The 20,337-nt window shown below is 39.2% G+C and carries 20 protein-coding genes and 1 riboswitch; of the genes, 3 read left to right on the forward strand and 17 right to left on the reverse strand.

The window, feature by feature from the left end:
- Positions 1 to 145 precede the first annotated feature (145 nt).
- Positions 146 to 727, forward strand: a complete 582-nt coding sequence (locus BELBA_RS09645; RefSeq protein ID WP_014772516.1) for a DUF2911 domain-containing protein — start codon at positions 146 to 148, stop codon at positions 725 to 727.
- Positions 728 to 875: 148 nt separating this feature from the next.
- Here the strand turns inward: BELBA_RS09645 and BELBA_RS09650 are convergent, their stop codons facing one another.
- From BELBA_RS09650 to BELBA_RS09680, 7 genes are all read right to left on the reverse strand, one after another.
- Complete coding sequence (locus BELBA_RS09650) at positions 876 to 2,045, reverse strand: trans-sulfuration enzyme family protein (protein WP_014772517.1); 1,170 nt, start codon at positions 2,043 to 2,045, stop codon at positions 876 to 878.
- Positions 2,046 to 2,253: 208 nt separating this feature from the next.
- Positions 2,254 to 2,357, reverse strand: a riboswitch (SAM riboswitch).
- A gap of 180 nt (positions 2,358 to 2,537) precedes the next feature.
- On the reverse strand, positions 2,538 to 3,098 hold the full coding sequence (gene pth, locus BELBA_RS09655; RefSeq protein WP_014772518.1) for an aminoacyl-tRNA hydrolase: 561 nt from the start codon (positions 3,096 to 3,098) through the stop codon (positions 2,538 to 2,540).
- 112 nt (positions 3,099 to 3,210) lie between these two features.
- Positions 3,211 to 3,783, reverse strand: coding sequence for a 50S ribosomal protein L25/general stress protein Ctc (locus tag BELBA_RS09660; RefSeq protein WP_014772519.1), 573 nt, complete (start codon positions 3,781 to 3,783; stop codon positions 3,211 to 3,213).
- Positions 3,784 to 3,826: 43 nt separating this feature from the next.
- Entirely contained in the window at positions 3,827 to 4,753 is a 927-nt protein-coding gene (locus BELBA_RS09665) for a ribose-phosphate pyrophosphokinase (RefSeq protein ID WP_014772520.1), read from the reverse strand.
- Positions 4,754 to 4,856: 103 nt separating this feature from the next.
- Positions 4,857 to 5,585 (reverse strand): 2-phosphosulfolactate phosphatase, encoded by a 729-nt coding sequence (locus BELBA_RS09670; protein ID WP_014772521.1) that lies wholly within the window; start codon positions 5,583 to 5,585, stop codon positions 4,857 to 4,859.
- A 49-nt stretch (positions 5,586 to 5,634) separates the two neighbouring features.
- Positions 5,635 to 6,729, reverse strand: coding sequence for a glycine cleavage system aminomethyltransferase GcvT (gcvT, locus tag BELBA_RS09675; protein WP_014772522.1), 1,095 nt, complete (start codon positions 6,727 to 6,729; stop codon positions 5,635 to 5,637).
- Between the two features lie 637 nt (positions 6,730 to 7,366).
- On the reverse strand, positions 7,367 to 8,914 hold the full coding sequence (locus BELBA_RS09680; RefSeq protein WP_014772524.1) for an IS1182 family transposase: 1,548 nt from the start codon (positions 8,912 to 8,914) through the stop codon (positions 7,367 to 7,369).
- 117 nt (positions 8,915 to 9,031) lie between these two features.
- Here BELBA_RS09680 and BELBA_RS09685 point away from each other — a divergent pair, with 117 nt between their 5' ends.
- A complete protein-coding gene (locus BELBA_RS09685) occupies positions 9,032 to 10,216 on the forward strand; it encodes a 6-bladed beta-propeller (protein ID WP_157466078.1) in 1,185 nt (394 codons plus the stop codon).
- A gap of 58 nt (positions 10,217 to 10,274) precedes the next feature.
- Here the strand turns inward: BELBA_RS09685 and BELBA_RS09690 are convergent, their stop codons facing one another.
- The 10 genes from BELBA_RS09690 to BELBA_RS09735 form a co-directional block, all read right to left on the reverse strand.
- A complete protein-coding gene (locus BELBA_RS09690) occupies positions 10,275 to 10,601 on the reverse strand; it encodes a HesB/IscA family protein (protein ID WP_014772526.1) in 327 nt (108 codons plus the stop codon).
- A 153-nt stretch (positions 10,602 to 10,754) separates the two neighbouring features.
- The gene (locus BELBA_RS09695; protein WP_014772527.1) at positions 10,755 to 11,522 is read right to left on the reverse strand and encodes an ABC transporter permease subunit; all 768 of its coding nucleotides are present in this window, start codon (positions 11,520 to 11,522) and stop codon (positions 10,755 to 10,757) included.
- Entirely contained in the window at positions 11,515 to 12,258 is a 744-nt protein-coding gene (locus BELBA_RS09700; protein WP_014772528.1) for an ABC transporter ATP-binding protein, read from the reverse strand. Before BELBA_RS09700 ends, BELBA_RS09695 begins: the two co-directional genes overlap by 8 nt.
- Entirely contained in the window at positions 12,245 to 13,468 is a 1,224-nt protein-coding gene (nosD, locus tag BELBA_RS09705) for a nitrous oxide reductase family maturation protein NosD (protein ID WP_041779306.1), read from the reverse strand. Before nosD ends, BELBA_RS09700 begins: the two co-directional genes overlap by 14 nt.
- A gap of 88 nt (positions 13,469 to 13,556) precedes the next feature.
- Positions 13,557 to 13,991: a nitrous oxide reductase accessory protein NosL gene (locus BELBA_RS09710; protein ID WP_014772530.1), complete on the reverse strand. Its 435-nt coding sequence runs from the start codon at positions 13,989 to 13,991 to the stop codon at positions 13,557 to 13,559.
- Positions 13,992 to 14,037: 46 nt separating this feature from the next.
- Positions 14,038 to 14,643, reverse strand: a complete 606-nt coding sequence (locus BELBA_RS09715) for a hypothetical protein (protein ID WP_041779600.1) — start codon at positions 14,641 to 14,643, stop codon at positions 14,038 to 14,040.
- A gap of 45 nt (positions 14,644 to 14,688) precedes the next feature.
- A complete protein-coding gene (gene nosZ, locus BELBA_RS09720; RefSeq protein ID WP_014772532.1) occupies positions 14,689 to 16,641 on the reverse strand; it encodes a Sec-dependent nitrous-oxide reductase in 1,953 nt (650 codons plus the stop codon).
- A gap of 23 nt (positions 16,642 to 16,664) precedes the next feature.
- The gene (locus BELBA_RS09725) at positions 16,665 to 18,488 is read right to left on the reverse strand and encodes a c-type cytochrome (RefSeq protein ID WP_014772533.1); all 1,824 of its coding nucleotides are present in this window, start codon (positions 18,486 to 18,488) and stop codon (positions 16,665 to 16,667) included.
- A 6-nt stretch (positions 18,489 to 18,494) separates the two neighbouring features.
- Positions 18,495 to 19,217: an iron-sulfur cluster repair di-iron protein gene (gene ric, locus BELBA_RS09730; RefSeq protein ID WP_014772534.1), complete on the reverse strand. Its 723-nt coding sequence runs from the start codon at positions 19,215 to 19,217 to the stop codon at positions 18,495 to 18,497.
- A gap of 53 nt (positions 19,218 to 19,270) precedes the next feature.
- Positions 19,271 to 19,702, reverse strand: coding sequence for an RrF2 family transcriptional regulator (locus BELBA_RS09735; protein WP_041779307.1), 432 nt, complete (start codon positions 19,700 to 19,702; stop codon positions 19,271 to 19,273).
- Between the two features lie 130 nt (positions 19,703 to 19,832).
- Here BELBA_RS09735 and BELBA_RS09740 point away from each other — a divergent pair, with 130 nt between their 5' ends.
- Entirely contained in the window at positions 19,833 to 20,294 is a 462-nt protein-coding gene (locus BELBA_RS09740) for a DUF1905 domain-containing protein (RefSeq protein WP_014772536.1), read from the forward strand.
- Positions 20,295 to 20,337: the final 43 nt, after the last annotated feature.

Raw genomic sequence — 20,337 nt, forward strand, 5'->3', positions numbered from 1 at the left:
TTAAGTTTTTGATTCACTTTGGTTTTTTAAATGAAAAAATGAGTTTTATAGCTGAAGAATCGGGAGTAATATGTTGATTTAAGATTTCTCATCTTGACTTCAAGAAAAATTCTTTAAATTCGAATTCGAAAAAAATCAAAACCATATGAAAAAATCAAATGCTTGGATGATTGCCATTCTATTGGCTGGATCAATTACCTTTTACGGATGCGGTGGAGAGAGCAAAACAGAGGAGGAAACAACCACAGAAATGGAAGGAATGGAGGAAGTTGCACCTGTTGAAGAACGTGCAAGTCCATTAAGAACTACCGAAGGTACTGTAGGTGACAATGTGAATTTAAGTGTTCAGTACGGTGCACCTTCTGTAAAAGGCAGAGTTTTGTGGGGAGATCTGGTTCCTTACAATGAAGTTTGGAGAACAGGGGCAAATGAAGCTACTTTTGTTGAATTTGGCTCAGATATAATAGTAGAAGGTTCCGTGCTTCCAGCTGGTAAATACTCTTTATTTACTATTCCTAAAGAGTCAGGTAAATGGACTGTGATTTTCAATTCTGAATGGGATTTAGAACATGGACATTTTCAATACAAAGAAGAATTCGATGTGCTTAGAGTAGAATCTACACCTACTTGGGTAGAAGAAAGCCAAGAGCAACTTTCTATTTCTGTCGAAGCTCCCGGAATTGTGGTGAAGTGGGAAAAACTAGTGTTGCCAATCGTAATTGGATAAAATAAAGTAGTTACTGATTGATTGAGAGATTAGTTGAACAGTAAGTTTCAATCAATAAGTTAGGAGGGAAGAGTATCTGATGCTCTTCCCTTTTATTTAGTTGACCTAATAGGTTTTCAAAACCTATTAGGTCTTTTCTTCTTACAGATCATCTCGACTTTTCCAATGCACGCTCTACATCTTTGATGATGTCCTCTTGGTGTTCGAGGCCTACAGAAAGTCTGATCAGTCCATCGCTGATCCCTACTTTTTCACGCTCCTCTTCAGTGAGTTTGCTATGGGTAGTGGAGGCTGGATGCGTGATAATACTTCTACTGTCTCCCAGATTTGCTGTTACAGAAATCATTTGCAATTGATCGATAAATTTTTGAGCTCTTGAGATTCCGCCTTTTAGAGTTAGTGTAATGATTCCTCCTCCATGCTTCATCTGCTTTTTGGCCAAATCATATTGCGGATGAGATTTAAGAAATGGATATTTCACAAAATCCAAGTCAGTGCTATCTTGGAAATACTTAGCTACAGCAAGGGCGTTTTCACAATGTCTATCCATCCTGACAGCCAAGGTTTCCATACTTTTTGCAAGAATCCAAGCGTTGAATGGAGATATAGATGGCCCAGTATGTCGGGCAAAAAATTGTACCTCTTGGATCAATTCTTTTTTTCCAAGAATCAAACCACCCAAAACCCTTCCTTGTCCATCAATGAATTTGGTCGCTGAGTGTGTTACGATATGTGCTCCCCATTTGGCTGGTTGCTGAAGGTATGGCGTTGCGAAGCAATTGTCCACTACAAGGATCAAATTATGTGCTGCTGCAAACTGTCCTACCCATTCCAAATCTATGATCTCCAAGCCTGGGTTAGAAGGTGTTTCGATAAAGAGCATTTTGGTATTGGGTTGTACTAATTTTTCCCAATTGGAGATGTCAGAGATATCTCCATAAGTAGAACTAATCCCCCATTTTGGAAATACTCTAGTCAAAAGTTGATGTGTAGAGCCGAATAGCGAGCGAGAAGCTAAAATATGATCGCCCTGCTGCAACAGTGCCGCCATGCTTCCAAACATTGCTGCCATTCCTGAGGCAGTTGCTATACCATCCTCAGTACCTTCTGCTGCACATACTTTATCAATAAGTTCAGACGAGTTTGGGTTAGCATATCGAGAATAAATATTCCCTTGAATTTCTTCTGCAAACATGGCTCTGGCCTCCTCTGCGGAATCGAAAGTGAAACTTGAAGTTAAATATAGTGGTGCAGAATGTTCTCTTTGATTTGATTTGGATGCGTTAATTCTTATTGCATCAGTTTCGAAATGGGACATTTTGTATTGGTTAACTGTGGAATAGTTATTAGGGACAGGGACAAGAAATTTGAGAATATGAAATAGCTATGGTGTAGTAGAGATACGATTGAAATAAAGTGAATATAATGGAAAGATATCGTGGTATATGGTAATTCTATTCACATTTTTGAGAATGTAAATGGATTTAAAAGAATAAGGATACCATTTGTAAATTTGCATAACATCTAACTTATAGTTCCCACATTGGGCAGGTTTTGGCACCTTTCAGCTGGGATGTGATGGTTGCCAGAGGGTCACAGAGCCTGTTCTCTCACCTCTTCTTTATAAATCAGTAAACTGAATTGCTACAAAGTAAAGCCCTAAATCTTAAAATTCAAAAAATTGACCTCGCAGATTTCTATCTAATTTTAGATTTAAGAAGGTAGATTTTAGATTTGATGAAACTATCCCTGATTTTGCAGATGGATTATTTTTAAATCTAAAATCAGAAAAATAATATCTTAAATCTCTTCATTCATTAAACTGCATCATGGTCATATTGATACCAATTGTGCAAAAAGATATGATCATTTCAACTGCTTTATCCATAAATATTGGAAGTTCCTCAATCTCTTTTGCTGTCCAACGTCCCAAGACATAGTCCACTTGCCGTCCTTTTGGAAAATCGTCACCTATTCCAAATTTTAATCTTGGGTAATCTTGACCTCCTGTCAATTCTTCAATATTTTTTAGTCCATTATGACCTGCTGCTGATCCTTTGCCTCGCATTCTCAACTTCCCAAACGGTAGCGCAACATCATCAACAATAACCAAAATATTTTCTTTAGGAATATTTAATTCTTTCATCCAGTAGTTTACAGCCTTTCCACTGAGATTCATGTAGGTTGTTGGTTTGATCAGATAAAATTGTCTGCCTTTGAATTTGAACTCAGTGGTAAATGCCAAACGCCCACTTTTCCATGAAACCCCCTGTTTATCTGCTAATCTATCTAAAGTTAGGAAACCTACATTGTGTCGCGTCAATTCATATTCAGGGCCGATGTTTCCCAATCCAACTATTAAGTATTTCATTTTATTGTACCTAAATCTACTTTATACCTGATTTCTACAAAATTGTGAGTAAAAAAATAAAAAATCCTGCTCGCGAACAAGCAGGATTTTACAATATTCAAGAAAGCCGTGATTATTCAGCTTTTTTACCTCTAAGTGCTCTTGGAATACCGATCGTAGCGATAGATACATTAGGGCTTGTCAAAATTTCGAAACCTTCTACAGAAAGCTCACTTACTTTAACAGACTTGCCTAAGTCAAGATGAGAAATGTCAACAGGGATTCTGTCAGGAAGATTTGAAGCCAATCCTTTTACTTTCAAGGTTCTAGCTTTCATTTCTAATTTACCCCCTTTGATGATACCTGGAGAAGTACCCATGATTTCAACAGGGATATCCATTTTGATCTCTTTGTTTTCAGTATACGCTAAGAAGTCAGCGTGAAGCAATACCTCAGATACTGGGTGGAATTGCGCTTCTCTCAAGATCGCTTTTACCTTAGTACCTTCGATGTTCAAGTCTACCATGTGAACATCAGGAGTGTAGATCAAGTCTCTGAAAAGGATAGCTGGAGAGTAGAAATGAATCTGCTCTTTGATGCCTGGACCGTAAACTACACAAGGAACGTTTCCTTCTTCTCTGATTTCTTTCAGTGCAGCTCCGTCGAGATTTGCTCTTTTAAACCCTATAATCTCTAAAGATTTCATAAATTTTAAAATTGATTGTTTATATATAATTGAGTAATAATTCTTAAATAAATAGTGCTGAAATAGAGGTGTTTCCAGTTACTGCATGTATAGCTTTCGCAAATAAATCTGAAACTGAAATCACTCTAATTTTTTCAGAAGGCTGTTTTGTAGGAATTGTGTCAGTGATTACAAGCTCTTTCAAAACAGAATTTTCTATGTTTTCATACGCTTTTCCAGATAAAACTCCATGAGTAGCAATGGCTCTAACAGAAAGTGCACCCTTATCCATGATGATCTGAGCAGCTTTGCAAAGTGTACCTGCAGTATCGACTAAGTCATCTACCAAAACCACATCTTTTCCTTCCACATCCCCAATTACCTGCATGGAGGCTACTTCATTAGCTCTTTTTCTGTGCTTATCACAGACTACCATTTCTACTTCAAAATGCTTCGCATATGACCTTGCTCGTGCTACTCCTCCTACATCAGGCGCTGCAAATATTAGGTTTTGAGCATCTAGCCTTTCCAAATAGGGCACAAAGATAGCTGAACCATTCAAATGATCCAAAGGTATATCAAAAAATCCTTGAATTTGTCCTGCATGTAAGTCACATGTCATGATTCTATCTGCTCCCGCAGATGTCAAAATATTTGCTACAAGCTTCGCTGCGATAGAAACTCTTGGGCGATCTTTTCTATCCTGTCGTGCATATCCATAATATGGAATGACAGCACAGACTTTGTAGGCACTTGCTCTTTTGGCAGCGTCAATCATTAAGCAAAGTTCAAGCAAATTATCCGCGGATGGATTTGTAGATTGAATTAGAAAAACGGTACAGCCTCGGACAGATTCGTTGAAGCTGGGCGACATTTCCCCATCACTGAATTTTGACATTGTCAAATCACCAAGTTTTTTGCCGTAGTGCTTTGCAATTTTTTCTGCTAATAATTTGCTGTTGGTTCCGGAGAAGAGTTTTACCTCTGACATTTTTTGTGAAGGGTTTTGGGAGTGAATCTATTTGTTTTAAGATGCATGTAAATGTAGCTATTTTTGCAGGCTTTGAGAAAGATTATTAAAGCTTTGTGAAATTTTATTTGGTTTTAATCATTTGTGCGACAAGTTCTTGACCTTGCAGCCTTCCGATGATTGGGAATAAATTCAAACTCAGGCAAAAATCTATATCTGCCTCAATCTGATGATTTTGGAGTCTTTTAGCGTGTGAAGCTTGCGCTAGAAACCCCGCTAAATCGGATTTATTGGATTCGTAAAGACCTTTCATGGCGATAGCTCCATCACAGTCAAATTCGAAATTTTCTTCCAATAAGCTAACCAAAGCTCCAGCATATAAGGAATCTTCTAGGTTGAATTTTCCTTTCCAGCCAGCACAGTGAATGAGTACATTTTGGTTTTGTGAAGTCAAATAATGTGCTGTGGCTTGTAGATTGACAAAAGCACCTATCAATACTTGCTTGGAGCCCGCTTTGGATTTTTCTATAGCCAAAGTGCCATTTGTCGTGGTCATGGCTATTTTTTGATTTGCATATGCGCCATCAAGATAAGCTAAGGGGGAATTGCCTAGCGTGAAGCCCTCAGCAGTTTGGCCATTTCTTTCTCCTGCGATGACATAACCCTCGGACTGCATGGCTCTACAAGTTTCTAAATCGGCAACAGGAGTGATGCTCGCAACACCATTCCCCAATGCTGTGATCATGGTGGAGGTAGCGCGGAATATGTCCACTACGACCACAATCTTATTTTCTAATTCATGAAGATGAATCAATTCAGGGCTGAAGCAGACTTCTATTTTTCTCTTTGTCATGGGCAAAAGAAAAACCCGCAAGGCAATATTGTCTTGCGGGTTTCTGTAATTATTTTTTGTATAAAGGCAGCTTTTCTATTTTGGCTGCAATATTCTTGTTTCTGATCTGAATCGCAATCTCGGTACCTGGAGCAGCAAACTCTGACTTGACATAGCCTAAGCCTATACCTACCCCCATAGATGGTGACTGCGTTCCGGAGGTCACTTCACCGATTACCTCACCAGCTTTATTGACAATAGGGTAGTGGGCCCTAGGGATTCCTCTTTCTTGGAGGATGAATCCGACTAGTTTTTTGTCAACTCCTGCTTCTTTTTGTTTTTTCAGGTTTTCACTGTTGATGAAATCTTTGGTGAATTTGGTAATCCAACCTAAGCCTGCTTCCAGTGGAGATGTTTCGTCATTGATGTCATTGCCGTAGAGACAATAGCCCATTTCCATTCTCAAAGTATCTCTAGCGCCTAGACCTATTGGCTTGATGTCATAGGATTTTCCAGCTTCAAAGATAGCATTCCATACTTGTTCAGCATTCTCGTTTTTGACATAAATCTCAAACCCACCAGCACCAGTGTACCCCGTACCTGAGATAATCACATCATGTACACCTGCAAATTCACCTACTGTAAAGTGATAAAATTTCACTTCTGAAAGATTCACTGGTGTTAGGGATTGAACGGCTTCGATGGCTTTTGGTCCTTGAACAGCAAAAAGAGAAAGTGTATCAGAAATATTCTCCAAATCAGCACCCATAGTATTGTGCTGATTGATCCATGCCCAATCTTTGTCTATGTTGGAAGCATTGACTACAAGCATGTATTTTTCATATTCAAACTTGTAGACGATCAGGTCATCTACTATACCACCTTTGTCATTTGGGAAACAAGCGTATTGTGCTTGTCCATTGATCAGTTTGGAAGCATCATTTGAAGTTACTTTTTGGATCAATTCCAACGCTTTTGGACCTGTGACCATAAATTCTCCCATGTGTGAAACATCAAAAACACCCACTCCTTCACGTACTGTTTTGTGTTCTTCTATGTCAGAAGAGTAGCGCACAGGCATATTGTAGCCTGCAAAAGGAACCATTTTTCCTCCCAAAGCTACGTGGAGGTCATTGAGTTGGATTTTTTTGATAGTATCTTCCATGATCGGGTTTATTTCTTAAGGGGGCAAAGGTAAAGAATAGCGAAGAAGAATGCGAAGGAGATTTTGAAATAATTTCGTAGTTTGGTAAGAACTTAAGATGGTACAGTTTGATCTATGAAAATGAAGAGAAATTTATGACTTTACTTTTTGGAATTCCATATAGTATATATATATATCGATGTACGTACAATAAATTTTTGATCAAAGAATGTTTAACTTTAAAAACAAATTATTTAAGAAAAAGATGATTTATGCAGTTTTTGCATGTTTAATGATGACGTTTGCATTTGCAGTAAATGCACAAGAAGAAGAGGAAGAATTAGGTGGTATGAGTCTAGGGAGGTAATATGTCCAGGTGGTAGCCAAAAAGAAGTAGTTAGGTGTATTTGGGTGATGTATGATTCATATTGTGACCCAAGTACTCAGGAATGATGTTAAAAATAAAATGAGGCTGTCTCAAAAGTAAATTTGAATAAATTTAAATTTTAAAAACAGCCTAATTTAGCAATAGAGGCCGATTTTCAACAAATCGGCTTCTTATTTTTTGAACTCTAGTCAAAAAGCATGGTTTATTACTCTATTTGATTTGGTGATGTTTCTCTTATATTTTTGATTTAAATCTTCCCTAAAATGATAATTATGCTGCTTTTGCTGCCTTTCTGGAAAGGTTGTGGGCGATTGCATGAAGACCTGTTTCAATTTCCACCTTTTCCAGTCCCCTGAGCACATACCTCTTCATCCCCTTGTTTTGCTTAAGGTGTCCGAATACAGGTTCGACGTCTGTGGCCCGCTGCTTTCTTTTTTGGATTCCCTCGGGAGAGGTCAGCTTTTGTTTTGCTTCTGATTTATACCGTTCCAATGCCCTGTTGACTTCAATGGTTTTGTTTCCCTTTCCCGGCCTGCAGGAAGCAGCCAAAGGACATCCCACACATTTTGATGCCGTATATCTTGCGTATTCTTGTTTGTATCCTGTCGCTGTTGTCCTGGTTCTGGTACCGTTCCTTTCCATTGGCTGTCCCATCGGGCAGATATACCTGTCCTTTTGGCTGTCGTAATACAGGTTTTCAAGTAGTCTGTATTCCCTGTTTTTCCTGTTTTCTTCTCTGAGTTCTTTATGGAAGTAATTATACTTTACATAAGCTGATGTACCGTTCTGCTCGAGGGCGGCATAATTTTCCTCGCTTCCGTACCCCGCATCGGCAGTCAGTGTTTCGGGGTAAGCTCCGTACATCTGCCGATAGGCATTCATATGTGGGATAAGTGTGGTGGTATCGTTGGGTTTTTGGTGCAGGGTATAGTTGACCACAAAGTGTCCGTGGGTACTGAGCTGAAGGTTATAGCCGGGTTTAAGCTGCCCGTTTTTCATGTGATCTTCCTTCATCCGCATAAAAGTGGCATCTTCATCAGTTTTTGAATAGCTGTTGCGTTCCTGTAAGGTCTCCTCCTTCTGTTCATATTCGGCAAGCTTTCCTGGCCAGTTTTTCTCTGCATACCTGAGCTTCTGTCTCACTTTGGGGTCAACTTCTTTACTCTGGAGTGCCGTGTTGATCTTCTCAACGGTTTCAAGTACTTTTTGGGGACTGGGATTCTCAAACTTCTCTTCGGGCTGTCCGAGTTCTTCCTTTGCCGTTTCGGCAGCGTAATCCCAGAGCTCCTGAAGCTGCTTTGCAATCCTCTCCCTGCTCTTCTTGACAGCCTTTCCCCAGACAAAGGTGTACCTGTTGGCGTTGGCCTCTATTTTAGTCCCGTCTGTATAAACGTCTTTTATGTCCAGAAGCCCTTCGTCGTAAAGCATGAGCACTACCTGCGAAAAAATCTCCCGGATCACTTCACGGAGCTTTTCCCCCCGGAAACGGTTGATGGTATTATGGTCGGGTCGCTGCATGCCCGAGAGCCACATGAAACCGATATTTTCACGGACAGCTTTCTCAAGCTTACGGGAGGAATAGCAGTTTTCCAGATAACCGTATATTAGTACCTTCAACAGCATACGGGGATGGTAACTGCTCGCTCCCATATTGCTGTACTGCGAAAAGATCGGCTGGATGTTTATCTTGTCTACGACCGTGCTGACTACACGGACGGGATGCTCTGATGGAAGAAGGTCACCCAAATTGTGGGGAAGGAGCATCAACTGGTTGTGATCATAGTCTTTAAAGACTATATTTGAGTTTTGTTTTTGCACACCTCAAAATAACAATTTTGAGTTAAACAAGAAAAAGGCTACCCGAGAAATTTGGTAGCCTTTCATTTTTTTAAAAAGAGACTTATGAGACAGCCTCATTTTTTTAAATTTTACAGTATGAAGCTTATTACCCTTTTTACCTTAGTATTTATTATAAGTTGTAGTCCTAAAACCCCTTCAATAAATGAGGGTTCAATTTCAATTGACCTTGATAAATCAGAGCTAGGATACATCTCTGAAATTGTAACTGAAATCGATTATGTTCTTTTAGGTTCAGAAAGTTCAAGTTATTTGTCTGAACCCAAAAAGATAAAGTTCGATCAAAATCAGAACATCTATGTTAGTGATGGTTTGCTTTATTCACTTTTTGTTTTTCACCCAAGTGGGGAATTGAATTACTCTCTAACTCCTTCCGGAAAAGGACCTCGTGAGTTTCTAAAAATTTCTGACTATAATTTACTTGATGATTCAATACTGATCCTTGATAATGCAATTGGTAAGGTCCTTAAATTTGATTTAGCTGGAAATTTTATTGAAGAATTTAAGTTCAGAGATAAGTCAACTCATTTCTTTCAAAAAAATGACTATTTATTAAAATTTACAAGCTATAGATCAGATTATGATGGGTTCAATTTCTTGAAGTATAATCTTATTGATGGAAGTAGTTCGGGTATTGTCCCATATCCAATTGAAAAAGAGTCTATTGGGAATTTTAGTTTCCAGTATAGTTTTATAAATCCCTTAAGGGATAATTCGGTGTATTATAATATTCCTTATTCTTATGAAGTTGCGGAATTTGATGTCGATTCAGGAGATTTGAAGGACTTATTGATTTTCGATTTTGGTAAATATAGTTTAAACACATCTGACTATGAGCTGCTCAAAGAAGGGAGAACAGGAAGAGATAAGTTCAATAGTGAAGTCTCAGAGAAAAAGCTTATCCGTTATGTGGCTACTTTTCTTCCTTTTGAGAAAATAAATTACATGAGTGTTGTTCAGGGAGATAATTCTTCAAGGCATACGATTTTGATGGACAAAAAGAAAAATATAATTTTTCAGAAAAAAGATTTATCCAACGATTTGGATGGTGTGAATTTGAATAGAAATCCTTGGTCATTTACTGATGATGCTATTGTATATTTGGATCATGCGAGCGGGTTTCTGGATAAGTATAAAAGCAAAAATGAATTAAAAAATGGATATTCAAAGAGTAATCTTGAAGAGTTTGTCTCGAAGTACAAAAATGAATTGGAAGATGACTCTTGGATTTTAGCCAAATATAAACTCAAGAATTTAAACTAAAAAAAAACGTCTTTCCGCAAAGCGAGAAGACGTTTTTGATTACTAAACCACTGTTGGCCTAGACAGAGAAGCTTTCTCCACATCCACAGGTGCGAGAAGCGTTTGGGTTCACGAACTGGAATCCCTTGCCATTTAAGCCATCTGTAAATTCTAAGGTGGTTCCAGCCAAGTATAGCAAGCTCTTGCGATCAACTAGGATTTTGATACCCTTGTCTTCAAATACATGATCTGTATCGGTCAAAGAAGCATCGAAACCCAAGTCATACATCAGTCCAGAGCAACCTCCACCTTTGACAGAAACTCTAATATTTTCATTTTCAGATCGGCCTTCCTCTTTTCTAAGCTCCAAGATTCTTTCTTTTGCCTTTTCAGAAACTACTATCATATCTTATAATTTTCATTTATCTCAAAGCAAAACACGCTAGGATTTGAAATGATTCAATTACAAATATACTTTTGAAGTGACTAAGTAGCAAATCTCTTTATGGTGCTGATTAGGGAAATGTTATGGTGCTGATTAGGGAAATGGATTTTGGGATTAGAAATCTTTTCTTTTGAATATCCGCATGGCTGTGGCAATAGGCCATGAAATCCAAAGCAACATGATGCTACTCGATAAGAACATTCCCTTGGCACTGCCGAAGAAATTTTGAAAAAATGCTCCTGTATAGCCCATCAAGGCTGAAATGTCTAATTTCATCAGCATGATGATCCTGCCTAGATCTACTGGATTGAGAAAGACTAGACTGAGTGTCGTTTTTTCCAATGGGTAATCTGAAAGGCTGTAAATCAAATAGAGCACAAAGCCATCATAAATCAAAGAAAAGTAAATCCAAAATGAAAGGCTGATACCGATTGCCTTGGCCTTGTCCCGTGTCAAGACAGAAGCTAGGAAAGCTAGTCCAGCAAACACAATTGAAAGGGCTATTCCAATGGTTAGTAGAATCAGGATGCTTTCATCGGCTCCCCATATCAGCATCGGGATACCGAAACCGATCAGAATCGCAGCACTTAGCATGATGATGACAGCCAAGATTTGACTTAGAAATACATTTCTTCTTTTCACAGGCTGTGCCAACATCAGCTCAGTAAACTCTAGGTTATTGAAAAAGTGTGTCGTTGCAAATACTGCGGCAATCAAGGGAACGATCATCAGCATGATATTGAGCAAGCTCAATGAGACCTTGGTCAGGTCTTCTGATACTTGGTAGATGGATACAGCCACCAAAACCATGAAGATGGTGTAGAGTATGGCAAATCTACTTTTGAGAATATCGTATAGCGAATATTTGAGTAGCTTAAACATGGCTCATTTCAGTTTTAGGTTGCTTTTTTTTTAAACTCCATTCCATCAATCTGGCAATAGCAGTGGTGAATCGATCTTCTCCAGTTGTTTCCTTGAGGGCGTCCACACTGTTGTTGAAGAAAATATCTCCTTCATAGATATAAATGGCCTGATCTGTCAACTCATCTAACTCACTCAATATATGTGAAGTGATTAGAATCAATTTTCCTAAGTCTCTTTCTTTTTTGATTTTATTCTTAAGTGTTTCTACAGCCATGGGATCAAGTCCTGCCGTAGGCTCATCTAGGATTAGGATGTCTGCATTGAACATAAAAGCCAAGGCTGCACTGACTTTTTGCCTCGTTCCTCCGCTGAGGGTATGCATAGGCTTTTCCATCATCTGATCTAATCCAAATGCCCCAATCAATTCCAAGTCGTATTCCTTGATCTCAGGGCGCATATCTTGCATCATTCTGAAGAGTTGTCCGATCTTCATATTATCAGGATAGCGGCCGATCTGAGGCATATAACCAATATTAGATCGATATTTGAAATTATTTTTGATGGACTCTCCCTGTACGATGATGTCTCCTTTGTTGGGAATGACCATACCGAGGATGATTTTGATCAAGGTGGTTTTGCCAGATCCATTAGGCCCCATCAATGCATAGCTTTTTCCTGCTTCAAACTCCAAGTTGAATTCACGGAGTACTTCTAGCTTTCCGAATTTCTTCGATATATTTCTAACTGAGATCATAAGGTTTCATTTTAGGGTTGTTGTCAATCATGTTTTCTGGTGTGATGGCAGGAATTATTTTTTCCATTCTATCGAGTAGCATCACCATAAAACTTCTCCAGAGAATGACAGCTGAAGGAATTTTTTCTACGATGACTGAAAACAAGCTGATGGGTCTGTATGGTACATCTCCGATTTTATCTTTGTTTAAGTCATAGCCTTCGTATTTGTCCCAGTAGTTTTCCTTGAGGGTGTTGAGAACAACGCTTCCATTGGTACTGATGTCGAAGGTGTTTGCAATGAAGTTATTTGCTTCAAAAGTATTATTGTCGCAGCTCGCCATCAATTTAAGCGCCCAGCCATTGCTGGTAAATGCGTTGTTTTTGAATAGGGTCCGGCTACTTCCTTCCATGTAGATTCCGATAGTATTTTTCCTGAAAATATTACCTACTACTTCAGAATCTGTGATGTCTTTGAGTAGAATGCCGTAGGAACTTGGACCTTCATTTTCTTCGAATATATTATCTCGCATGACTACATTTCGCGTGTACATGACAGCTACGCCAGCTCCATTTTTACGGAAGGTGTTTTTGATGTAGCTGTTGTCATGGGAAAACATAAAGTGCAAGCCGTATCGCTTGTTTCCATCTACAGTATTGTGTTGACTGATGGTATTGGTGACAAATTCCAAATAAATGCCATCACGATGCCCTTCCACATAGTTACCTTCAATCATGGAGTCTTTGCATTTCCAAAGGTGGATGCCATTACCTGTCTGATATTCTCTTTCGGCTCTAGAGATGAGCTTATTGTTTTTTATGGTGAGGTTTGATGAATTGGAAAAATGCAAGCCAAAAAAAGTATTGTCAAGTTCTACGCCTTCAACGCTACAGTTTTGGGAGTCATAGAATTTGATCGCAGCAGAGTCATCAATATTTGATTTCCCAGTATTGGTGATCCTCAAGTTTTTAAAATGAATGTTTTCTCCCGCAACAATGAACACATCTCCTTGATCTTTTCCATTGATTGTAGGCATTCCTTCACCTTGTATGGTAAGTGCTTTGCGGATGATGATTTCGTGTTCGCTGTATTCTCCAGTGCTCAAGATAATCACGTCACCTTCCTGGGCTTTTGCAACAGCCTCTTTGATAGAGTCTCCAGGCTTTAGCCGCACAGTACCTGCTAAGACAGGACTACTAAGCAGGAATAAGAATAAGAGTAGTGTTTTCATGATATTGATATTTAGAGATACGTGATGAGAAAGATTCATAATTCATACTTCTTATTTCTCCCTTCATAATTCATCTTTCATCCTTCTTTCATTTAAATTGTGTCAGCAGTTCACCCCATGCCATGTAGACTCCACCATGGTCTTTTTTGTATTTTTTGAGGGTTTCGTAGTCTGAGAAAGCGACAATATTGCTTGCCATTGGGGTCTTGAATTTTTCAGATTTCAAGTAAAAGGCAGTAGTTGCATCTGTCAATGTTTCGCCTTGATTATAGTCAGTGATTAGGATATGTTTAAGCACTGTTGAGCCGACTTCACCGGATTCCATGAAGGTCATCAGGCAATTGACATCATCGAAAATGAAGATTTTACCTTTTTGCGTCACCACTTCTGCACCGTATTGAGGATCCATGAGTTTCATTTTGCAGTGATGGCAAACATCCTCTCCATAATTGATAGCTCTGGGGTCTGCACTGCAAGAGAGTAGGAAAATGACTGAGAATAGGGTTAAGATTTGCGTTTTCATGGATTACATATTTAGCGGATTGAATAGACTTTTTTAGGTTTTTTGACTAGTCTTTTCTGTATGGATTTTGAAGTTTGATTTTCTTATCTTCAAAAAAGAATCTACTGAGAACGATGACTAATAAAATTCCAGAGAAGGCAATGATCCAGCCACCCGTGTCAGGTCCAGAATAAGCGAGGAAGTTTAAGAGTTCTTTGTATCCTAGCAGTGGAGGCTGATAAGCCATGCCAGGGACTTTGATGGCTGCAGTTGGGTCTAGATTGTGTCCGTAATCATAACCCCATAGATACATATCCACCAATACGCCAATTCCAAGTAGAGAAATCATAGCGAAGAAGGAGTAAACAGCCCATCTTCTAGCAATCAAAGCAGCCAAAACTCCAAATGCAATAATGAATGCAAAGACATAAATCAGGTAAGTAAATTCTGGAAACATCTCCACACCGATAAGCTTCATGCCAATATAATGGTTGACCCCATTGATGATATCTACATCTCCGCTAAGCCTGTCTATCCATATTTTCATATTTAGCCCCTCAGGATATTGGGGAGCCCATAGACTGATTTGCCAAAGCGGCGTGAAGTATGCTGTGATCATCAGCAATGCAGCGATCAAAACCAATGCGCGATTAGATGAATCTATTTTTTTCATAACCATGGAGGTAAACCACCGGCATTGCTGCCGGTGGTATTGGGTTTATTCGCCTGTAGAGAATTTGATTTCGGGATCGCTTCCTGCTGGAGATACGCGGAGGTATCCTTGCATTTCTTGGTGCAGGGCAGAGCAGAAGTCAGTACAGTAGAATGGGAATATTCCAACTCTATCTGGCATCCACTTGAGCGTTGCTGTTTCTCCTGGCATTACAAGTAATTCTGCTGTATTAGCACCTTTCACTGCAAAACCATGCGGCACATCCCAGTCTTGTTCCAAATTGGTCACGTGGAAGTAAACTTCGTCTCCAACTCTGACGCCTTCGATATTGTCTGGTCTGAAGTTGGATCTGATGGTGGTCATGTAAATATGGACCTTGTTGCCTTCACGCTCCACGCGGGCATTATTGATACCTTTGAGTGCTCTTGGGTGATTGTTTTTTTCTAAAGGATAGAACTTCACCTGCTTGTCTTTGATCAAAGAGGCTGGGAAAGCTTCAGCATAGTGAGGTTCACCGATAGTTGGGAAGTCAAGCAGCAGCTGCATTTTGTCCCCCGAGATGTCATATAGTTGAGCAGAGTGAGCCAATTCAGGACCTGTAGGCAAGTATCTATCTTTTGTGATTTTGTTGTAGGCTACCATATACTTTCCATGTGGTTTTCCTGTCGGTCCACCAGGAATCATCAAGTGACCCACTGAATAGTAAGTGGGTACTCTATCCAAAACCTGAAGGGTTTCGATGTTCCATTTTACGATTTCAGAAGAAACAAACATGGAAGTGTATGCATTTCCTTGTCCATCAAATTCCGTGTGAAGAGGGCCAAGACCTGGTTTTTCTACTTCCCCATGCAGTACAGATTCATATTTCAAAACTGGCATGCCATCAATAGTACCCTCGAAGTCTTGGTTTTCAATAGCATTAAGCATTTTTGTGAAAGAGAAGACAGGAATGATCGCGGCTAATTTTCCTGAACCAATGATATACTCTCCAGTTGGGTCAGTATCCGTACCGTGTGGAGATTTTGGACAAGGGATAAAGTAGATGATATCTTTCAGTTCTTTTGGATCCAAAGTCAGAATGTCTTCCTTGATGGTAGAAGTAGCCATGTGGGTATCTTCATCCCAAACATTGTGTGCATACTTGGCCTTGGTTTTTTTGCCTTTTCCTTCTTTGATGTATTGTTCTGCTTTTTTCCAGTTTACAGCCATGATGAAGTCCTTGTCCTTTTGTGAAGCATTTACTTCCAAAAGTGTATGAGCCATCTCGGTGTTGTAAGTAGAGAAAAAGAACCAGCCATGTGACTTTTTCTTGCCTGCTCGAGCCAAATCAAAATTGAAAGGTGGAGCTTCGATTTGGAAAGCCAAATCCATGTTTCCATGTTCTTTATCAACTGAAATAAATGAAATCGTACCTTTGAAGTTCTCTTTATAGGTTTCTATAGGCAGATCTCTATTGTCTCCTGTTGGGACAGAGAATCGGGTTCCAGCTACCACATATTCTGTGTTTTCAGTAATGAAAGGGGAGGAGTGGTTTCCGGCAGAGTTTGGGATTTCAATAATTTCGACCGTTTTGAATGTTGTCAAATCTACCCTCGCTATTCTAGGCGTATTATTAGCATTGCCGAAAGCCCATCTTGCATCATGCTCCGCGTTGGTAGTAGAAATGGCAATGTGGTGCAAGTCATCCCAAGGGACAAAACCATGTGCTGTATTTAGCATAGGTTTGGATTCTTCTGAGAAGCCATAGCCATTTTCTGGATGAACAGAGAATACAGGTAAAATTTTAAAAACTCTTCCTGAAGGAAGACCTACGACGGACATTTGTCCATTGAAACCTCCGGAGACGATATTGTAGAATTCATCGTGCTCTCCTGGAGCTACATAAACTTTGCTGGCAGCATCACCAGAAAGGGCTGATTGAGCACCTTTTGGTTTACAGCCCGGGGCAAATGCTATGGCCACCATAGCTCCTGCCAATAACCATAATTTTGTTTTCATTTTCATTGGGTTTAATTTTTCTATTAGTTAAGGGCTGCATCGCTGCTACCTGTTCTCTCTCTGTCGTTTTTTCTAAAGTATTCGAGGATTTGTCTGGATTCATCTAAAGAGATATTTTGATTAGGCATCCTCGTTAAGCATTCTTCCAATAATTTTTGTGCAACAGGATCTTCGTCAAGCATCACATCTACATTGGTGATCATATTCATGATCCATTCAGGTCTCCTTCTATTGGTGACTCCTTCAAAGCCGGGCCCTACTACACGTTTACCATCAAATTGGTGGCAAGCTGTACATTTCATGTCTAAGATAGCTTTTCCTTTTTCTGCTAAAGCCTGATCAATATCTTCGCCTAGGTTAACTTCTTTGATTTCTCCTATCCCTTTGGGATCTGCTATTTTTTCCTTTTGAGCGCTTGGAGGAGTGTATGAACCTTGATTTTCACTACTCCCTCCACCGCAGCTCGCCATCAGGAGCATTATTAATATTCCTGCGGACATCAAAACTGTACTTTTCATAGTTTCTGTGTTTTTAGATTTGTGTTGACTTTGTTGATTATATATTGAATTTGGGGATTTCAGAAAATGAGGATATGATGTCCATTGAGCAATTAGCAACAGGCTAAGTCCAACAGGGAAAAAGATTGAAGAAATGAAAATCAATAGGTGGTAATGGGGAATGAATCCCAACTTTGCCCAGAGTAAGGTGCCTTGACCTAGAAGGAGTAATTCTGAAGAGATAAACCCAAAAGAAAGAAATGTCCAGGCTGTTTTACTCAATGAGCTATTGCTAAGCCAATTATTTTTCAAAGCCAAAGCTCCCAAGCCAAAAGTAATGGCTCCAAGCATGACCAAATGAACAAATCCAATCACATAATTTCTGATCGTATAGGCAATATTAGCCACATCTGGAAGTATGAGAGTTGCTTGAATCAAGGCTTTGGCTAGAAGGCTAATGATGCCTATCCATAGTAGGGAATTGATCCAGTTTTTTGGAAAAGTGTAGACGTTGTACAGGTGTCTGATTATTGGTTTCAAGATGATGAAATAAGCGATCACTTGAAGTATAACCCCCAGCCCATTCAGGTACAAAAGGCCAGTGATGGGCGTACTCCAAGCAACTGAAAGTGCATAGGTTAAAAAAAGTGATAAATGAAGCGCAAAAAGTGTTTTTGAGTTTATATTTATAAGGTTGCCTTTGGTCTCCATGTAGCCTAATAATAAGCCAAGAAAGGCGTAAACAAACCACCCGTTTAATTGTAAGTGTAAAAACCATTGAACTGACATAAAGTAGAGTGGGTGCAATCGTCCTAGAGTAGTGCCTATGGGTGCAATAGCCCAAAGTCCTATGCTTGAAATTATCATCCAGATGATGCTGAGTTTGATTAAGTTTTTGGCGGTACTAGAAGGTGATTTTTTTAAATCCTGAAAGAAGAAATAAGCAAAAACATAGCTCATCACAAGGTGCATGGTAGAAAATGCTATGCTAAATCCTCCGTAGCCTTGGAAAGGAAAACTAAGCATCATTCCTAAATTGGCGATGATGGTCAGTATTAATATTTTTTTGTAGATCTGAAGTCTAAGAGGGCTTCTAACATAGCTGAAAGTCAATAAACCAGTTACCAGTAGATATCCCCAACCTAATAATGCTACATGAGAATGTGCGTGGAGGAGGTGCTTGTACTCAAAAAATGGTACTTCTCCGATAAAGAAATAGCGCATGGCTAGACCAAATATAGCAGCGCAAAAGAAAAAGAATACTGCCCAAGTCATCCAAGTCTTGGGAAGTGACTTGGAGACTATGGAAGGCATTTGCAATTTGTCCATATGGCTACGAGCAGTATTCATGATTGATTAAGCATTGAGTTTTTGATATAATTTCACTGCTTTAGGGAATAGAATATTATTTTCTAAATGAATGTGGGTGTGGAGGTCCTCTTCAAATTCTTTCAGCATGGCAAATGCTACCTTGTAAGTCTGACAGCCATCAGGTGGACAAGTATATCCATCTGTCAATGCTGCTATCTTTCTGAATCGCTCCCCTTCTGTGTCATGCTCGTGCTCCATCATGGCTATAGGATTATTGATATGTCCAAAATGAGCCTCTGATATACTGAATCCGCTGCTATCGGCTTCTTCCATGGCTTTGATATAAGGGAAAAGGATCAACTCTTCTTTTTTCATGTGAGTAGTCAAGGCATCAGCTGCTAGCAAAAACTCCTGTGCCACAGCGAAAAGCTCTGGATGACGGCCACCATGTACAGCTGCGAGTTTAGGGAGGTAGATTTTTAATGCTGGGATAGTCTCTTCTACATAGCTATGATGCTTGGTCACGATATGGTCTATCAGTTGACTTAATCCAAAATCCTTGTAATGAACCTCCTCGGGTTGGACGACTATTTGTTCCAAATCTGCAAGAATGCTGGATAGTTCTACACCATTCTTTTCGCAAGCATCAGTCACACTGATGCCACCTTTACAGCAGAAGTCTATTCCGTATTGTGTGAAAACCTTGGCTGTTTTGAAGTTTTCTGCGACGATTCCGCCTACTTTTCTATTTGCTAGTTCCTTTATCATTTCTTTTTGTGGTTTATGGAAGACTGTTTTATTTTTTATTGGTGTAAATTTTTTTAATATTTCAGGAAGCTTATACCATCATTGACCCGTGTAGCTATGTCTTTTAGATTGGTAGTCAACATCATACCTGTCAGATGGTCTCGCACTGCCTTAAACTTGTGGTGAACAGGGCAAGGGTGATCTTCTGAGCATTTTTCTAAGCCTAGTGCACACCCTGTAAAGATCAGGTCACCATCTATGCTACCTACTATTTGTGCAATAGTAATGGTATTTGGATCCCCTTGAATTTCAAAGCCCCCGTGTGGGCCTTTTGCTGAGTTCAGCAATTTATCTTTGACGAGTTGCTGAAGTATTTTAGCAGTAAATGCTTCTGGCGAATTGATTGCTTTTGCGATTTCTTTCAAGCCAACACGCTGCCCATTCTCAGATAAGGAAGCCACATATATCATGGCGTTGATGGCATATTTGCAGGCTTTGGAAAACATCTCTTCTTTAATACAGGACAAATATACCCTTTATTTAAATAAAGACAAAAATATCTTTTAATATTTTTAAGAAATATTTTAAACTAATCAGATTTATATGAAGTTTGAAAGCTAAATAGTATTGACAATAATGGACTTTTTGGTTAATCAACAAGAATTAGAGCTCAAGTATGTCCCAGGAAAAGGAGCATGGACATATCATATCATCATTCCTAACTCTAAAGACATTAAAGGGAAATGGGGTGATATCAAAGTATCAGGAAGTATTGATGGCTATCCGATTAATCATATGAATTTGGCTCCAATGGGTGATCAGGATAAGCGCTTATCGATCAATGGTACAATCCGTCATGCTATCCAAAAATCGGGAGGGGATAAGGTGATAGTGACACTTTTTCTTGAGTCAGAAAATCAACAACTTAAGCAAAAAGAGATTATAGATACTTTTAAAGAATCTGGAGTCTTGGCGAAATTTGAAAAGCTTTCAAAAGAGAAACAGCAGGAAATGTTTGAGAAAATTTTAAAGTCCACTTCTGAAGAAAAGCAAGTGCAATTGATGGTGGATCTTATAGAATTTTTGTTTAAATCTTAATAATTGTCATAAAAAAATCCCGACTTCTTTTGCCGGGATTTTA

The sequence above is a fragment of the Belliella baltica DSM 15883 genome (assembly GCF_000265405.1).
GTDB classification, from domain to species: Bacteria; Bacteroidota; Bacteroidia; order Cytophagales; family Cyclobacteriaceae; genus Belliella; species Belliella baltica.

What these genes read in the sequence shown, in the direction of transcription:
- BELBA_RS09645 (WP_014772516.1), top strand. Translation starts at nt 146, where the DNA reads ATGAAAAAATCAAATGCTTGGATGATTGCCATTCTATTGGCTGGATCA.
- BELBA_RS09650 (WP_014772517.1), bottom strand. Translation starts at nt 2,045, where the DNA reads ATGTCCCATTTCGAAACTGATGCAATAAGAATTAACGCATCCAAATCA.
- pth (WP_014772518.1), bottom strand. Translation starts at nt 3,098, where the DNA reads ATGAAATACTTAATAGTTGGATTGGGAAACATCGGCCCTGAATATGAA.
- BELBA_RS09660 (WP_014772519.1), bottom strand. Translation starts at nt 3,783, where the DNA reads ATGAAATCTTTAGAGATTATAGGGTTTAAAAGAGCAAATCTCGACGGA.
- BELBA_RS09665 (WP_014772520.1), bottom strand. Translation starts at nt 4,753, where the DNA reads ATGTCAGAGGTAAAACTCTTCTCCGGAACCAACAGCAAATTATTAGCA.
- BELBA_RS09670 (WP_014772521.1), bottom strand. Translation starts at nt 5,585, where the DNA reads ATGACAAAGAGAAAAATAGAAGTCTGCTTCAGCCCTGAATTGATTCAT.
- gcvT (WP_014772522.1), bottom strand. Translation starts at nt 6,729, where the DNA reads ATGGAAGATACTATCAAAAAAATCCAACTCAATGACCTCCACGTAGCT.
- BELBA_RS09685 (WP_157466078.1), top strand. Translation starts at nt 9,032, where the DNA reads ATGAAGCTTATTACCCTTTTTACCTTAGTATTTATTATAAGTTGTAGT.
- BELBA_RS09690 (WP_014772526.1), bottom strand. Translation starts at nt 10,601, where the DNA reads ATGATAGTAGTTTCTGAAAAGGCAAAAGAAAGAATCTTGGAGCTTAGA.
- BELBA_RS09695 (WP_014772527.1), bottom strand. Translation starts at nt 11,522, where the DNA reads ATGTTTAAGCTACTCAAATATTCGCTATACGATATTCTCAAAAGTAGA.
- BELBA_RS09700 (WP_014772528.1), bottom strand. Translation starts at nt 12,258, where the DNA reads ATGATCTCAGTTAGAAATATATCGAAGAAATTCGGAAAGCTAGAAGTA.
- nosD (WP_041779306.1), bottom strand. Translation starts at nt 13,468, where the DNA reads ATGAAAACACTACTCTTATTCTTATTCCTGCTTAGTAGTCCTGTCTTA.
- BELBA_RS09710 (WP_014772530.1), bottom strand. Translation starts at nt 13,991, where the DNA reads ATGAAAACGCAAATCTTAACCCTATTCTCAGTCATTTTCCTACTCTCT.
- BELBA_RS09715 (WP_041779600.1), bottom strand. Translation starts at nt 14,643, where the DNA reads ATGAAAAAAATAGATTCATCTAATCGCGCATTGGTTTTGATCGCTGCA.
- nosZ (WP_014772532.1), bottom strand. Translation starts at nt 16,641, where the DNA reads ATGAAAACAAAATTATGGTTATTGGCAGGAGCTATGGTGGCCATAGCA.
- BELBA_RS09725 (WP_014772533.1), bottom strand. Translation starts at nt 18,488, where the DNA reads ATGAATACTGCTCGTAGCCATATGGACAAATTGCAAATGCCTTCCATA.
- ric (WP_014772534.1), bottom strand. Translation starts at nt 19,217, where the DNA reads ATGATAAAGGAACTAGCAAATAGAAAAGTAGGCGGAATCGTCGCAGAA.
- BELBA_RS09735 (WP_041779307.1), bottom strand. Translation starts at nt 19,702, where the DNA reads ATGTTTTCCAAAGCCTGCAAATATGCCATCAACGCCATGATATATGTG.
- BELBA_RS09740 (WP_014772536.1), top strand. Translation starts at nt 19,833, where the DNA reads ATGGACTTTTTGGTTAATCAACAAGAATTAGAGCTCAAGTATGTCCCA.